Genomic DNA, 13,837 nt, shown 5'->3' with positions numbered 1-13,837 from the left:
TCAGAGCCGTTCGATCAGGAGGCAGGTGGTGGCGGCGGAGGCGCAGATCGCGACCAGGGCGACCTGCGCGTCGCGGCGCTCGAGCTCGGCGAGGGCGGTCGCGATCAGCCGGATGCCCGTGGCGCCGGCCGGGTGGCCGACGGCGATGGCGCCGCCGTTGGGGTTGAGCCGGTCGTCCTCGACGCCGTGGACCTGTGCGAAGGACATCGGCACCGAGGCGAAGGCCTCGTTGACCTCGAACACGTCGACGTCGGCGATCGTCATGCCGGCGCGGGCGAGCACCCGGCCGGCGGCCTCGATCGGGGCGTCGAGCATGAACGCCAGGTCACCGCCCATCACGCACTGGTTGAGCAGCCGCGCCTTCGGCTTCAGCCCCAGCTCCTCGGCCCTGGCGGCCGACATCAGCAGCGCCGCGCTGGCGCCGTCGGAGATCTGGGAGGAGGAGCCGGCGGTGTGCAGGCCGCCGTCCTTGACCGGCTGCAGACGCGCCAGTCCCTCCATCGAGGACTCGCGCAGGCCCTGGTCGCGGGTCACGCCGGCGACCGGGATGATCTGGTCGTCGAGGAGGCCGGCGTCCCAGGCGGCCGCGGCGCGCTGCTGGGAGCGCAGGCCGAAGGCGTCGAGGTCCTCGCGCGAGAAGCCCCGACGTACGGCGATCCGGTCGGCGGCGGTGTACTGGTCGGGGCTGTCGACCGACCAGCTCTCCGGACGCGGCGTGCCGAGGCCGGTGCCGACCTTGTAGGTCAGCGGGACCCGCGACATCAGCTCGACACCGCAGGCCAGGCCGACCTCGAGCGAGCCGATCGCGATCTGGCCGGCGACCAGGTTGACCGCCTGGGCCGCGGTGCCGCACTGGGCGTCGATGGTCGTCGTACCGGTCGCGGTGGGCAGTCCGGCGTGCACCCAGGCCGTCCGGGTGACATTGCCGAACTGCTCGCCGATCGGCGTCACGCAGCCGCCGATGGCCTGCTCGACGAGCGCGGGGTCGATGCCGGTGCGGTCGAGGACGCCGCGCTGCGCGTGCCCGAGCAGCTCCGCGGCGTGGACGCCGGACAGCCAGCCGTCGCGCTTGCCGAACGGCGTGCGGGCGGCGTCGACGATCACGGGGGTCATGCGGAGGCTCCTTCGAGAGGGTGGACGGTGAGGCCCCAGTCGCGGATCAGGTCGAGGCTGACGGTGGTGCGGCCGGTGACGTCGGCCGGGCAGTCGCACAGAGCGAGCACCGCCTCGACCATCTCCTCCAGCGACTCGACCTGGTCGGGGCGGATGGTGTCGCCGACCAGCCGGGACGCGCCCTCGCTGAGGACGGCGGCCCGCGGCTGCACGGTGTTGACCCGGACGCCGGTGCCGTACAGCTCGGCGCCGAGCCCGTTGGTGATCCGGTTGAGCGCGGCCTTGGAGGCGGCGTACACCGCGAGGTCGGTGCCGGGGGCGACCAGCTCGAACGGCGGGCCGCCGAAGTGCCGCGCCGACGCGCTGGAGACATTGACGATCCAGCCCTCCCCCGCCGCGCGCATACCCGGGAGCACGGCCTGCGCCAGGTCGAGCGGCGCGTGCACGTTGACCTCGAAGGTGAGCCGCCGGCGCCGCAGCGGGAAGTCGCCCAGCGGCTGGTAGATCGCGGCCGCGGCGTTGTTGACCAGGATGTCGACGGTGCCGCCGAGAAGCTCCTCCGCGGCCGGCACGATGCCGGGCCGGCTCTTCTCGTCGGCCAGGTCGGCGACGTACGACGCCACCCGGGTGCCGTACGGCGCGACCCGCTCGGCCGTCTCGGCGAGGCTGCGGCCGAGGCGGGCGGCGCCGCGCTCGGCGGTGCGGGCCACGAGGACGACATCCGCGCCCTCGGCCGCCAGTCGCTCGGCGACACCGGCGCCGATGCCGCGGCTGGCGCCGGTCACCAGGGCGCGGCGGCCCGCGAGTCGCTGGGGCTCGGTCATCGTGGTCCCCCGCTCAGCGGTCCGCGGCCAGGACGAGCGCGGAGTGCGGGACCGGGGAGCCGCCGGTGACCAGCACGATGTCGAGCGCCTTGGCGGGCTGGTTGACCGACGTGCCGCGGATCAGCCGCACGCCCTCGGCGATGCCGTTGACGCCGTGGATGTAGCCCTCGCCGAGCTGGCCGCCGTGGGTGTTGACGGGCAGCCGGCCGTCGACCTCGAGGTTGCCGTCGGCGATGAAGTGCCGGGCCTCGCCGCGACCGCAGAAGCCGTACTCCTCCAGCTGCAGCAGCACCATCGGCGTGAAGGCGTCGTACAGGATCGCGGCGTCGATGTCGTCCGGGCCGATCCCGGCCTGGCGCCACAGCTGCTGCGCGACCAGCTCCACCTCGGGCATCGCGTCGATGTCGTCGCGGTAGTAGCTGCTCATCGAGATCTGCTGGGGGCCGACGCCCTGCGCGGCGCCGGTGATCACGGCCGGCGGGTGCGGCAGGTCGCGGGCCCGCTCCGTGCTGACGATGACCAGCGCCTGGCCGCCGTCGCTCTCCTGACAGCAGTCGAGCAGGCGCAGCGGGTCGGCGATCATCCGCGAGGCCTGGTGCTCCTCGATCGTGATCGGGCGCTCGTAGAACCAGGCCTTCGGGTTGGTCGCCGCGTGCTTGCGGGAGAGCACCGAGATCCGGCCGAAGTCGGCGCTCGTGGCGCCGTACCGCTCCATGTAGAGCCGCGCGAGGAAGGCCTCCTGCTGGGCCGGCGTGAGCAGGCCGTAGGGGTTGATCCAGTTGCGGTACTCCTGGTCGGTGTTCTGGTTGTAGGCGAACGGCGGCGGCCCCTGGCCGAAGCGATGGCCGGAGCGCTCGTTGAACGCGCGGTAGACCACGACGACGTCGGCGACGCCGGACGTCACCGCCAGCGCGGCCTGCTGCACGGGCGCGCAGGCACCGCCGCCGCCGTGCGGGATCCGGCTGAAGAACGTGAGCTCCGGGATGCCGAGCGCACGGGCGACCGCGATCTCCGGGTTGGTCTCCATCGTGAACAGCGCGAAGCCGTCGACCTCCTCGACGTCGATCTGCGCGTCGTCGAGGGCGGCGAGCACGGCCTCGCAGGCCAGCTGCCACTCGCTGCGGCCGGAGTTCTTGGAGAACTCGGTCGCGCCGATGCCGGCGATGGCGGCGCCGCCGGAGAACGTCCTGCTCACTGGTTTCCTCCGCTGGGGTTGTCGAGGGTGACGGTCGCGGTGACGTGCGCGCCGCGGGCGTTGCGGCCGGCGACCCGCAGGGTGACGGCCGCGTCGGTGACCTCGGCGACCTCGCCGGAGAAGGTCATCGTGTCGCCGGGGAAGTTCGGTACGCCGAGGCGCAGCGCCACCTTGCGGATCCGGGTCGCCGGGCCGAACAGGTCGGTGACGTAACGGTCCAGGAAGCCGTTGGTGGAGTTGATCGACATGAAGATGTCGGGGGTGCCGCGCTCGTTGGCCTTGCCCGGGTCGTGGTGCACGTCCTCGAAGTCCTGGCTGGCGATCGCGGTGGCGACGATGGTGGTCCGGTCGAGCGGCAGCGCCAGCTCGGGCAGCGCCTCGCCGACGACGAGGGCGACGGTCTGCACGCTCACCGGGCGCCTCCCACCGGGCGCAGCTGCGGCAGCAGCTCGCCGTGGGCGTGCTCGGCGAAGCCGACCTCCAGCTCGAGGCCGCGGCGCAGATCGGCGTGGTCGACGCCGCTGATGTCGGCGACCAGCCGAGTGCCCTCCTCGAGGTCGACCAGGCCGACGGCGAGCGGGTAGGTGAACGCAGGGTCCTGGGGGTGGTGCACCACGGTCCAGCTGTGCAGGGTGCAGCGGCCGCTGGCGACCACCGTGTCCCACGTGAACGAGCGGCACGACGGGCAGGCCGGGCCGGGCGGGTGCCGGAGCGTCTCGCAGTCGGTGCAGCGCTGGATCTCCAGCCGGCCCTCGCGGGCGGCGGTGAAGAAGAACTCGTTGTCCTGGGTGACCGTGAGGCCGGGGACGGCGGTCCGCCGCTCCGGGGTGGCATCGCTCATGCCGCGGGCTCCTTGGGTGCGTCCTTGGTGGTGGGGTCGAAGCGGAGGATCACGAACTTCTCGTCGACGAGGAGCTGGTGGGCCTGGTCGACGTACCGCTTGCGCAGGGTGATGAAGCAGCCGTCGCCGAGGCCGGTCCGCTTGACCGGGGAGATGCCCTCGATCGTGAAGTGGCAGGTGACCCGGGTGCCGGGCGTCAGCTCGCGGACGTACTCCTGCTCCTGCGCGGTCGCCACCACGGAGGTGAAGCCGTGCTCGTCGAGCAGGGCGAGCAGCCGCGAGTAGGCGTGCTCCTCCTGGACGCCCTCGGCGCGCAGCGCCTGGACCTGCCGCCAGCGGCGGTAGCCCTGCATCACCCAGGTGGTGACCATCGCGGGCGGGCAGACGATGTCGTCCCGTCCGGTGGCGCGGGCGGCCTCCGGGTCGACGTACACGGGGTTGAGGTCGTCGTGGGCCTCGACCCAGTTGCGGATCATCGCCTCGTTGACGGCGTACCGCGCCACGCGGGGCGGCTCGGCCACCTCGCCGACGAACTCCCCGAACCGGGACTCGAGCTCCTCCATCGACTTTCTCCCCGTCTTGAGCAAGCGCTTGGTTATAGGCCGCGAGTCGGCCCCCTGACGGCGCTCACGATGTCCGTCCCGGGCCGTTGCGCGCGAGCCGCACTCCCGGTGAGCGGGCACGACTCCCCCACGGCCCGGCGCGGCATGCGAGATGATCCGGGGCGACCCACCAGGAGGAACCGCACCATGCGCACGATGACCGGACGGCGTACCGAGATCATGGAGGTCGCGGCGGCGATGTTCGCCGAGCGCGGCATCGGCGCGACCACGGTCCGCGAGATCGGCGAGTCGGCGGGCGTGCTCTCCGGCAGCCTCTACCACCACTTCTCGTCGAAGGACGAGATCGTGCGGGAGGTGCTCGCCGACTTCATGGACCAGATCGAGCGCGCCTTCTCCGCCGTCGCGGCCGCCTCGACGTCCCCCGAGCAGACCGTGCGCGGCCTGGTCCGCGCCACCTTGGAGTGCATCGACCGCTACCCGCACGCGACCCGGATCTACCAGCGCGACCGCGCCTATCTCCGCAAGCACGGCCTGCTCGACGCGATCGACACCAAGTCCCGCGCCGTACGGCGGCACTGGCGGACCGCGATCGAGGCCGGGATCGCGGCCGGCGACTTCCGCGCCGACGTGCCCGGCGACGTGTTCTACCGCACGGTGCGCGACACCCTGTGGGCCACCATGCACTGGCCGGACCGGGCGTCGTGGTCGACCGAGGAGTTCGCCGAGCTGATGGCGTCGATGTTCCTGGGCGGGTTCCGGGGCCCGCGTTAGCCGGCTGCGACGTTTGCGCGGTGCCAGGTTCTTTTTTATCGATGGCGTGGTGGCGCGCCGCAGTGGTCGAGGTGGTGGGTTGCGGTCGCCTGTTGCTTTGCGGTCGCTGCCGGTCAACCCCTGTCCAGCGGTGGGTGAAGTGATGTCCTGCTCAGCGGCTCATGTTCGGAGTGGATGGGCGTGGGTGCCGCGGTGGTCGACCTGCCAGGTGAAGCCGTGGGGGCTGGTCCACCGATAGGTGCCCGGCTTCGTCACCTCGTAGCGCCACTTCGAGTGGGTCTTGGCCCGGTGGTGGCGCCTGCAGAGGGGGACGAGGTTGCAGGGGCAGGTGGGTCCGCCCTTGCCGTGCGGTTGCGCATGGTCCACGTCGCAGCGGGACGCCTTCTTGGCGCAGTGGGGGAAGCGGCAGGTGTGGTCGCGGAGCTCGACGCTGACGCGGTGGCGGTCGGGGATCTCGTACGACGTGACCGGGATGTGCTCGGCGAGGTCGATGACCGGCCGCACGACCACTGACGTGGCCGAGCCGAGCCATTCGCGGACTTGCTCGGCGGAGATGGGGCGGTCGTTCCATCGAGCGACCGGGTTGTCGCCCGAGAGCGTGGTGTCGGTGATGTGGATGTTGAGAGTCGCGCGCTTCGCGGGTGCGCCGTCGAGGTCGAGCATCAGGTCCGCCCGCGCCAGCTCGCCGACGGCCTGGGAGCGGCGCACGTCGAGCGGCGCCTCGCTCCCGAGCTTGCCGAGGAGCGTGGCGCGGCGAGCGATGGCGTCGTCGAGGTCGTGCGCGTCTGCGGCGTCCAGCAGGCCGGAGATAGAGGCGAGACCGTTGCTGCCGGGGTCGATGTCGACGTAGCGCTGGTCGGCGGCGGCTTCGCGCTCGGCTTCGGCTCGGTCGGGGTCGAACCGGAGGATCGCCTCGGCGATCAGCCGCTCCAGCTGGGCCCAACCCACGCCAGAGGCGTTGAAGAGCTGGCGGTCCACGAACGCCGCGGCCTCCGCGGACAGCGAGTGGGTCTCCTCGGCCATCCGCTGGGCACGCCACGGCGCCAACCGGCCGGCCATGACCGCGGCCCAGACGTTCGGAAGACGCCAGGCGCAACCGAGGACGTGGCCGACGTAGTCGCGGCCACCGTCGGGCGTGCGGCCGAGGACCGCGACGAGCTCCATGAGCGCGAACTCCGAGACCAGCGGCGCACCGTCGCCGGCGATGGGGAGGCCGGTGTCGATGTAGCCGTCGCTGATGGTCGCGGCGCCCTCGACGCCCTCGACCGTGTTGGCCTCGGCCCACGCCGCGATCGTCGCCCACTCCTGGATCAGCGACGCCTCACGCACCTCGACCCCCGCACGCACCGATGCCAGCATCGCGCTGATGCCCGTGTCGGGAGCGGTCGCCTGAGCCATGACTCCATCCCAACATGCCCCTCCGAACCTGCCAACCCGGAACCGGCAACGTGTGCACGAAACCCGCTAGAAAACGGGGTTGTGGACACCTCCTGGTTGGCGGAACAGCGCCCCGAACACTAGGCCAGGCCGAACATCACCCGCGGTGACACCGGCACTCCCCCGTCCGGCTCGGCGATGCCGTACTCGGCGGCGAGCTCGGCGGTGACGACGACCGTCCCGGTGCGCTCGTGGACGGCGGGATCCGCGGCCAGCGCGGCGACCACGCGGCCCTGCAGCTCGGGCGTCTCGGCGTCGGCGACCGGCACTCCGGCGATGGACTCCACGCCGCTGGCGAGCAGCTGCTCGGTGCGCACCAGGCCGGGCCACAGCGAGAGCACGGTGACGCCGTCGGAGCTCAGCTCGTGCGCCAGGTCCTCGGTCATCTTGTCGAGGCCGGCCTTCGCCACCCCGTACAGGGTGGAGTGGAGGTAGGCGCGGGCGCCGACCGACGAGACGTTGACGACCAGCCCGCTCCCCTGCGCGACGAGCACCGGCGCGGCGGCATGGGCGGCGACGAAGTGCGCGCGCAGGCCGAGCCCGACCAGGCTGTCCCAGTCGGACAGCGGGCGCTCCCAGAACCGATCGGGGCGCACGTGGTTCATCGGCGGGCCGGCCCAGACGTTGTTGACCAGCAGGTCCAGCCGACCGTGCTCGGCGGCGACGCCCCCGACCAGAGCGGCCACCTCGGCGTCGTCCTCGTGGCGACAGGTGCGGGCGCTGCCGTGTCCGCCGGCCGCGTCGATCCGGGCGACCGTCGCGGCCAGCCGGTCCTCGTCGCGACCCGAGACGACGACGGTCCAGCCGGCCTCGGCGAGGCCGACCGCGATGCCCTGGCCGACGCCCTTGCTGCCGCCGGTCACGAGGGCGACCCGCTCGCCGCTCACAGCAGCGACCCGCTCACGGCGAAGCCCTCGGCGAGCGGCTGCTCGAGCGTCCACAGCGTGGTGACGGCGGAGCGGGCGATGCGCCACTCGCCGTCCTCGACGAGATACCCGTCGTCGTACTCGATGGCGCTGACCCGTTCGACCTGCGCGACCAGGTCGACCTGGCGGAACCGCAGCGTCCAGCGGCCGGTGGCCTCGGTCGCGCCGACCACCTCGATGTCGGCGTGCAGGGCGTGATGCATGTCGAGGACGGCGTACCGGCCGTCCACCCGGCGCAGCGCGATCGCCTCGAAGACCCCGACCAGCGCGTCGGCGCCCTCGAACCGGCCGATCCGGTCGCCGTAGTCGAGCACCGCGCCGTCGGCGACGAAGGCGGCGCGGAACCCGACCGGGTCCTTGGCGTCGCAGGCGCGCAGGTAGCGGTGCTTGAGGGCCTTGATCGCCGCGACGGCCTCGAGCCGGGCCAGGCGGTCGGTGACGGGTTCCTGGGCATGCATGCCCGCACTCTGGCCGAGTCCGGGCCGCCGTGGGAAGGCGCCTCCTGCTGGCCGGGAGCCACGACTCCGCCGGGCGCCGCCCGGCAGTAGCATCCCGGAGTGAGCAACGAGGTCCTCAGCGCCGTCGAAGAGCTCCTCCCCGGGATCGCCGAGCGGGCGCCGGCAGCCGAGGACGCGCGGCGCATCCCCGACGAGACGATGGCCGAGCTGGTCGGCGCGGGCGTGTTCCGCATGCTCCAGCCGAGCCGGTACGGCGGCCGCGAGGGCGACCCGCTGGAGTTCTACGAGGTGGTGCGGGCCATCGCCGGCGCGTGCGGCTCGACGGGCTGGGTCGCCGGCGTCGTCGGCTGCCACCCGTGGCAGGTCGCGCAGTACCCGGACGCCGCCCAGGCGGAGGTCTGGGGCGCCGATCCCGACACGCTCGTCGCGTCGTCGTACGCGCCCGTCGGGACGATCACCCGGGTCAAGGGCGGCTTCCGGCTGAGCGGACGATGGAGCTTCTCGTCCGGCTGCGACCACGCGGCCTGGGCGACGCTGGGCGGCCTGCTGGTCGACGCCGAGGGCCGGCCGCAGGACTTCATGACGATGCTGCTGCCGCGGGCGGACTACACGATCGTCGACGTGTGGGACGCGATGGGCCTGCGCGGCTCGGGCAGCAACGACATCGTCGTCGACGACACCTTCGTCCCCGAGCACCGGGCGCTGCGCAACTACGAGCAGCACCAGCTGCAGGCGCCCGGTCGCGCCGTCAACACCGGCCCGCTCTACGCGATGCCGTTCGGCACCGTCTTCCCCATGGCCATCACCGCGCCGGTGATCGGCATCGTCGCCGGTGCTCACGACCGCTACCTGGGCACGATGCGCGACCGGGTCCGGCTCAGCCTGGGCGGTGGCCGGTTCGCCGACGACCCGCACGCGCACGTCACGATCGCCCGTGCCGCCTCCGACATCGACGCCGCGATCCTGCAGACCGAGCGCAGCGTCCGCGACGTCTACCAGAGCGCGGTGCGGGGCGAGGAGATCCCCATGGACTGGCGGTTCCGGGCCCGGCGCGACCAGGTCACCGCCACCGAGCGGGCCCTGGCCGCCGTCGACGCGCTGTTCCGGACGGCCGGCGGCTCGTCGCTGCGCCGCGGCAACCCGATCGAGCGGGCCTGGCGTGACGCCCACGCCGGCGGCGTCCACGTCGCCAACGACGTGGAGCGCGCGCTGACGATGTACGGGCGCCACGCCTTCGGTCTCGACGTCGAGGACACGCTCGTCTGACCCTCCCGGGTCAGCGCAGCATGTCCTGCACCGCACGCCAGCCGAAGACCATCGCGGTGCCGATCGGCACACCCGGGCCCGGGTAGCAGGCGCCCGACAGCGACGCGCCGGCGTTGCCGGTCGCATAGAGCCCGGGCAGCGGTCGGTCGTCGGCGCCGAGCACGCGCGCGTCGACGTCGGTGCGCAGCCCGCCCTTGGTGCCGAGGTCGGCGAGCACCAGCCTCGCGGCGTAGTACGGCGGCCGGTCGAGCGGCACCAGCGCCGGGTTGGGCCCGTCGCCCACCGCGAAGAACCGGTCGTACTCGTCGGCGCCGCGCCCGAAGTCCTCGTCAGCGCCCGACGCGGCGAAGCCGTTGAACCGCGTGAGCGTTGCCTCCAGCTCCTCGGCCGGGAGCCCGGCCGCGACGGCGAGCTCGGCGACGGTGTCCGCGCGGACCCACGTGCCGGCGGCGAGGTGCTCCTCGGCGGGCGCGGCCGGCATCGTGATCGCTGGCGCGACCCCGTCCGAGCGGGAGTCGAAGACGAACCACGAAGGGATCCGTCCCGGCTCCGCGGACAGCCTGCGGCCCATCTGGTCGTAGGGCAGCGACTCGTTCGCGAACCGGCGCCCCTGCTGGTCGACGATGACGCCGCCCCGGAAGCCGAGCGTGAAGGCCGCCTGGCCGTCCGGCGTGACCAGGCCCGGGCACCACCAGCCCTCGTCCATCATCTCGGTCGTCGCGCCGATCGCGACGGCGGCCGCGATCGGCTCGCCGATGTTGGTCGCAGCCGGGGCCATCGCCCACGCGGCGGCGCCGGGGACGCCGTACTTGGTGCGGAGGTCCTGGTTGCGCTCGAAGCCGCCGCTCCCCAGGAGCACGCCGCGGCGCGCGGCGATCCGGCGCGGTCCGTCGGCCGTGGCGACGAGGACGCCGACGACACGGCCGTCGGCGGCGAGCAGCTCGGTCATCTCGGTGCCGACGCGGACCGTGCCGCCGTTGTCGTGGAAGGCGTGCAGCAGGCGCCCGATCAGCGCCCGGCCACCGACGAGCGGCTGGTCCGGGTGGTGGCCGAGACCGGCACGGTCGCGATCGACGACGGGACGCACCAGGTCCGCGAGCCCGGCCGGCAGCGCGTCGGCGGGCACCGGGACAGGGACGATCGAGCGGCCGCCCGGCACCCGGCCGGGCGCGTCGAAGTAGTCGGGGAACGCCTGCGCCACCAGCTCGATCGCCGGCTCGGCCTCGAGCTCGGCGACCACGGCCGGCGCGCCTTCGAGGAAGGCCTCCCGGCGCTCGACCTCGGCGTCACCGAGCAGTGCGCGCAGATAGGTGCGGCCCGACTCGGTCGAGTCGGCCGAGCCCGCGCGGCGGGTGACATCGCTGCCGGGCAGCCAGGCCGCGGCGCCGGAGTAGGCCGACGTACCGCCCAGCAGCGCGGTCTTCTCCAGCACGACGGTGCTCAGCCCGTTGCGGGCCGCGGTGACGGCGGCGGCCATCGCGCCGGCGCCGGAGCCGACCACGACCACGTCGTAGGTCTCGTCGTACTGCGTGGTCATCGGGCCTCCTGCGTCGCGGAACGGTCCGGACCACCCTGGCGTCGTCCTCGCGACGACGTCGGACCGCTTCCCGATCAGCGGAAGGAGGCCAGCCGGTTGGCGACCACCCGCGTCGCGCGCACCACCTTCGGCGCGAGCGTCTCGACGTCGATCTGCGGCCCGCCGACGACCGAGATCCCGCCGCACGGGCCGTCGCGACCGATGATCGGCGCCGCGACGCAGCCCAGCCGCAGATGGTTGCGCCCGCGCTCCAGGACGACGCCCGACCGGGCCCGGACCCGCACCAGCTCGAGGTGGAGGGCGGCCAGGTCGATCCGCGGCCGCTCGGGGTCCGGCGGCTGCAGGGCGACGAGCGCGTCGACGTCCTCGGGCGGCAGGAACGCCAGCTGGGCCTTGCCGACGAGGGCACGTGCCGCCGGCAGCCGGATGCCGACCCGGGTCGGGACGCGCGCGGCGAAGGCCCCGCCGACCTTGTCCAGGATCCGCACGTCCGCGCCCTCGAGCACGCCGAGGTGGACCACCAGGCCGGTCTCCAGGTGCAGGCTGCGCAGGATCTCGGCCGCCGAGGCCCGCAGGTCCATCTCCGGGACGTCGCCGCCGCCGAGGCCGAGCGCGCGGCTGCCGAGCGCATAGCCCGCCGGCGTGTGCCGCACCCAGTCGAGCGCGATCAGCTGGTTGAGGATGCGGTGCGCGGTCGAGCGCGGCAGGCCGGTCGCGTCCTGCACGTCCTCCAGCGAGAGCCGCGAGGACGAGCTGCGGAAGGCGACCATGATCGTGGTCATCCGCTCGACCATCGACGGCGGGCGCTCCTCGGCCCCGCCCCGGTCCGCCCGCTCGAGGACTCCGCCCGACGTGCTCATCGCCACCTCCTGCTCGAGTTCGGGCACTTTAGCAAGCACTTGCTTGGTTAATGAAGACCTTCACGAAACCACGTCCGCGGCGCTGCCTCGGCGACCTTTCCGGTGGTCGGGAGAGCACCACGCTCCGAGCCGCCGACCGCGGCAGGCTGCGCGCGTGCACACCTCGCGAACCGCCACCTACGAGCATCTGCTGAGCCCCGGGACGATCGGCCCGATGCGCCTCGCCAACCGCGTCGTCATGCCCGCCATGGACATGAACCTGTGCGACGAGGGCGCCATCGAGGAGCAGGACGTCGCACACTATGCGGCCCGCGCCGCCGGTGGCACCGGTCTGGTCATCACCTCGGCCGCCGCCGTCGCCTACCCGGTCGGCGCCACCAGCCGCAAGGAGCCCGGCCTCTCCGACGACCGCTTCCTGCCCGGGCTGCGCGCGCTCGCCGACGCCGTCCACGCCGCCGGCGCGAAGCTCTGCGTGCAGGCGACGCACCACGGCAAGATGTCGAAGGTCGACACCGCCGACGGACGGCCGCTCTTCGTGCCCTCCCTGCCCGTCGGCGAGCGGGACATGTCCGCCCTGCGCGACAACACCCCCACCGAGCTGGGCGCCATGGCGACCGCCGTCTCCGAGGGCAAGACCCCCACCTTCCGCGAGGCCACCGAGGAGGACATCGCCTGGCTGGTCGGGAAGTTCGCCGCCGCCGCCCGGCGCGTGCAGCAAGCCGGCGCCGACGCGATCGAGATCCACTGCGCCCACGGCTACGTGCTCGGGACCTTCCTGAGCCGCGCCGACAACCGCCGTACCGACGCCTGGGGCGGGTCGCTCGAGAACCGCGCCCGGCTGGCATGCGACGTCATCCGGGCGGTGCGTGCCGAGGTCGGCGACAGCCTGGCGATCCTGGTCCGCGTCGCCGGCAAGGAGTACGGCGAGGAGGGCTCCCTCACGACCGAGGAGGCGGTGACGGCGTCCCGGCTGTTCGAGGCCGCCGGCGCCGACGCCATCCACGTCACCGGCTGGGCGCGCAACCCGTTCCGGGACTTCACCGACGGCCCGCTGCCGAACCAGGTGGGCGCCTACGCCGACCTGGCACGTGCCGTGAAGGACGCCGTGTCGATCCCGGTGATCGCCGTGGGCCGGGTGCTGCCCGCGCTCGGCGAGGAGCTGATCGCCAGTGGGGGCGCGGACTTCGTGGCGATGGGACGCCAGCTGCTGGCCGATCCCGAGCTGGTCGGCAAGCTGCGCGAGGGACGCGCGGCATCGGTGCGCCCCTGCATCAACTGCTACGTGTGCGTCGAGCAGAACTTCTGGGACGGCGTACCCGTGTGCGCGGTGAACCCGGCCCTCGGCAACGAGACGCTGCTCCCCTTCCCCATTGTCGCCACCCGGCGCCACGTCGTCGTCGTGGGCGGCGGCCCCGGCGGCATGGAGGCCGCGCGGGTGGCCGCCGAGCGCGGCCACCGGGTCACCCTCGTCGAGAAGGGCGACCGGCTGGGCGGCTCTGCCTGGTTCTCCCAGCTGACCACGCCCGCCAACGGTCCGCTGCTGGACTGGCTCCAGCACGAGGTCGAGCGGCTCGGGGTCGACGTACGTCTCGGCGAGGCGGTCGACGCCGACGCGGTCGCGGCGCTCGCGCCCGACGCCGTCGTCCTCGCCACCGGCGCCCACCGCGGCCTGCCGCCCGTCCCCGGCGCCGACCTCCCCCACGTCCACACCGGCGACACCCTGCGCGGTCTGATCACCGGCGAGGGCGGCTCCGGCAGCCGGACCCTGCGCCTGCTCGGCGCCGCCGGACGGATGAGCGGCCTGACCCGCGACCCCGAGCGGATCCGCGAGCTGACCCGCAAGGTGCTGCCCATCGGCAAGGACGTCGTCGTCATCGGCGGCTCGCTCGTCGGCCTCGAGCTCGCGGAGTTCCTCGCCGAGCGCCGCAAGAACGTCACCGTCCTCGAGCACGGCTCCCAGGCCGGCCTGCCGATGGCGATCCCGCGCCGCTGGACCGCCGTCCGCAAGGCCACCGAGCACGGCGTCGTCGTCCATCGCGACGCCGA

The 13,837-nt window shown here is 73.5% G+C and carries 14 protein-coding genes; 3 read left to right on the top strand and 11 right to left on the bottom strand.

What is annotated here, in order from left to right; genetic code table 11:
* The 6 genes from AB4880_RS21975 to AB4880_RS21950 are packed head-to-tail and all read right to left on the bottom strand — an operon-like array spanning window position 1 to window position 4,536.
* Window positions 1-1,113, bottom strand: a complete 1,113-nt coding sequence (locus tag AB4880_RS21975; RefSeq protein WP_367921356.1) for a steroid 3-ketoacyl-CoA thiolase — start codon at window positions 1,111-1,113, stop codon at window positions 1-3.
* The gene (locus tag AB4880_RS21970) at window positions 1,110-1,937 is read right to left on the bottom strand and encodes an SDR family NAD(P)-dependent oxidoreductase (protein ID WP_367921355.1); all 828 of its coding nucleotides are present in this window, start codon (window positions 1,935-1,937) and stop codon (window positions 1,110-1,112) included. The genes AB4880_RS21975 and AB4880_RS21970 overlap by 4 nt, the downstream gene beginning before the upstream one ends.
* 13 nt (window positions 1,938-1,950) lie before the next feature.
* Window positions 1,951-3,132, bottom strand: a complete 1,182-nt coding sequence (locus tag AB4880_RS21965) for a lipid-transfer protein (RefSeq protein WP_367921354.1) — start codon at window positions 3,130-3,132, stop codon at window positions 1,951-1,953.
* Window positions 3,129-3,545, bottom strand: a complete 417-nt coding sequence (locus AB4880_RS21960) for a hotdog family protein (protein WP_367921353.1) — start codon at window positions 3,543-3,545, stop codon at window positions 3,129-3,131. Before AB4880_RS21960 ends, AB4880_RS21965 begins: the two co-directional genes overlap by 4 nt.
* Window positions 3,542-3,973 (bottom strand): Zn-ribbon domain-containing OB-fold protein, encoded by a 432-nt coding sequence (locus AB4880_RS21955; RefSeq protein WP_367921352.1) that lies wholly within the window; start codon window positions 3,971-3,973, stop codon window positions 3,542-3,544. The genes AB4880_RS21960 and AB4880_RS21955 overlap by 4 nt, the downstream gene beginning before the upstream one ends.
* A complete protein-coding gene (locus AB4880_RS21950) occupies window positions 3,970-4,536 on the bottom strand; it encodes an FAS1-like dehydratase domain-containing protein (RefSeq protein ID WP_367921351.1) in 567 nt (188 codons plus the stop codon). Before AB4880_RS21950 ends, AB4880_RS21955 begins: the two co-directional genes overlap by 4 nt.
* Before the next feature lie 186 nt (window positions 4,537-4,722).
* On the opposite strand from AB4880_RS21950, the gene AB4880_RS21945 reads away from it, so the two are divergent.
* A complete protein-coding gene (locus AB4880_RS21945) occupies window positions 4,723-5,307 on the top strand; it encodes a TetR/AcrR family transcriptional regulator (RefSeq protein ID WP_367921350.1) in 585 nt (194 codons plus the stop codon).
* A gap of 159 nt (window positions 5,308-5,466) precedes the next feature.
* Here the strand turns inward: AB4880_RS21945 and AB4880_RS21940 are convergent, their stop codons facing one another.
* The 3 genes from AB4880_RS21940 to AB4880_RS21930 all read right to left on the bottom strand — a co-directional run bounded on the left by AB4880_RS21940 (window position 5,467) and on the right by AB4880_RS21930 (window position 8,128).
* A complete protein-coding gene (locus AB4880_RS21940; protein ID WP_367921349.1) occupies window positions 5,467-6,705 on the bottom strand; it encodes an HNH endonuclease signature motif containing protein in 1,239 nt (412 codons plus the stop codon).
* A gap of 119 nt (window positions 6,706-6,824) precedes the next feature.
* Window positions 6,825-7,631 (bottom strand): SDR family NAD(P)-dependent oxidoreductase, encoded by an 807-nt coding sequence (locus AB4880_RS21935; RefSeq protein WP_367921348.1) that lies wholly within the window; start codon window positions 7,629-7,631, stop codon window positions 6,825-6,827.
* Window positions 7,628-8,128 (bottom strand): nuclear transport factor 2 family protein, encoded by a 501-nt coding sequence (locus AB4880_RS21930; protein WP_367921347.1) that lies wholly within the window; start codon window positions 8,126-8,128, stop codon window positions 7,628-7,630. The genes AB4880_RS21935 and AB4880_RS21930 overlap by 4 nt, the downstream gene beginning before the upstream one ends.
* A 99-nt stretch (window positions 8,129-8,227) precedes the next feature.
* Between AB4880_RS21930 and hsaA the strand changes: the two genes are divergently transcribed.
* Window positions 8,228-9,394, top strand: coding sequence for a 3-hydroxy-9,10-secoandrosta-1,3,5(10)-triene-9,17-dione monooxygenase oxygenase subunit (gene hsaA, locus AB4880_RS21925; RefSeq protein WP_367921346.1), 1,167 nt, complete (start codon window positions 8,228-8,230; stop codon window positions 9,392-9,394).
* 10 nt (window positions 9,395-9,404) lie between these two features.
* Here hsaA and AB4880_RS21920 read toward each other — a convergent pair whose 3' ends face one another.
* On the bottom strand, window positions 9,405-10,931 hold the full coding sequence (locus AB4880_RS21920) for an FAD-dependent oxidoreductase (protein ID WP_367921345.1): 1,527 nt from the start codon (window positions 10,929-10,931) through the stop codon (window positions 9,405-9,407).
* 74 nt (window positions 10,932-11,005) lie between these two features.
* A complete protein-coding gene (locus AB4880_RS21915; protein WP_367921344.1) occupies window positions 11,006-11,791 on the bottom strand; it encodes an IclR family transcriptional regulator in 786 nt (261 codons plus the stop codon).
* Between the two features lie 154 nt (window positions 11,792-11,945).
* Here AB4880_RS21915 and AB4880_RS21910 point away from each other — a divergent pair.
* Window positions 11,946-13,837 (top strand): oxidoreductase (locus tag AB4880_RS21910; protein WP_367921343.1); only part of this gene is annotated, 1,892 nt, incomplete at its 3' end.

It is taken from the genome of Nocardioides ginsengisoli (genome assembly GCF_039537225.1).
In the GTDB taxonomy this organism is placed as follows: domain Bacteria; phylum Actinomycetota; class Actinomycetes; order Propionibacteriales; family Nocardioidaceae; genus Nocardioides; species Nocardioides ginsengisoli.
The sequence above is the reverse complement of the archived record's forward strand: the minus strand, read 5'-3'. Positions and strand labels throughout refer to the sequence as shown.

What these genes read in the sequence shown, in the direction of transcription:
- AB4880_RS21915 (WP_367921344.1), bottom strand. Translation starts at nt 11,791, where the DNA reads ATGAGCACGTCGGGCGGAGTCCTCGAGCGGGCGGACCGGGGCGGGGCC.
- AB4880_RS21920 (WP_367921345.1), bottom strand. Translation starts at nt 10,931, where the DNA reads ATGACCACGCAGTACGACGAGACCTACGACGTGGTCGTGGTCGGCTCC.
- AB4880_RS21970 (WP_367921355.1), bottom strand. Translation starts at nt 1,937, where the DNA reads ATGACCGAGCCCCAGCGACTCGCGGGCCGCCGCGCCCTGGTGACCGGC.
- AB4880_RS21955 (WP_367921352.1), bottom strand. Translation starts at nt 3,973, where the DNA reads ATGAGCGATGCCACCCCGGAGCGGCGGACCGCCGTCCCCGGCCTCACG.
- AB4880_RS21940 (WP_367921349.1), bottom strand. Translation starts at nt 6,705, where the DNA reads ATGGCTCAGGCGACCGCTCCCGACACGGGCATCAGCGCGATGCTGGCA.
- AB4880_RS21945 (WP_367921350.1), top strand. Translation starts at nt 4,723, where the DNA reads ATGCGCACGATGACCGGACGGCGTACCGAGATCATGGAGGTCGCGGCG.
- AB4880_RS21930 (WP_367921347.1), bottom strand. Translation starts at nt 8,128, where the DNA reads ATGCATGCCCAGGAACCCGTCACCGACCGCCTGGCCCGGCTCGAGGCC.
- AB4880_RS21950 (WP_367921351.1), bottom strand. Translation starts at nt 4,536, where the DNA reads ATGGAGGAGCTCGAGTCCCGGTTCGGGGAGTTCGTCGGCGAGGTGGCC.
- AB4880_RS21975 (WP_367921356.1), bottom strand. Translation starts at nt 1,113, where the DNA reads ATGACCCCCGTGATCGTCGACGCCGCCCGCACGCCGTTCGGCAAGCGC.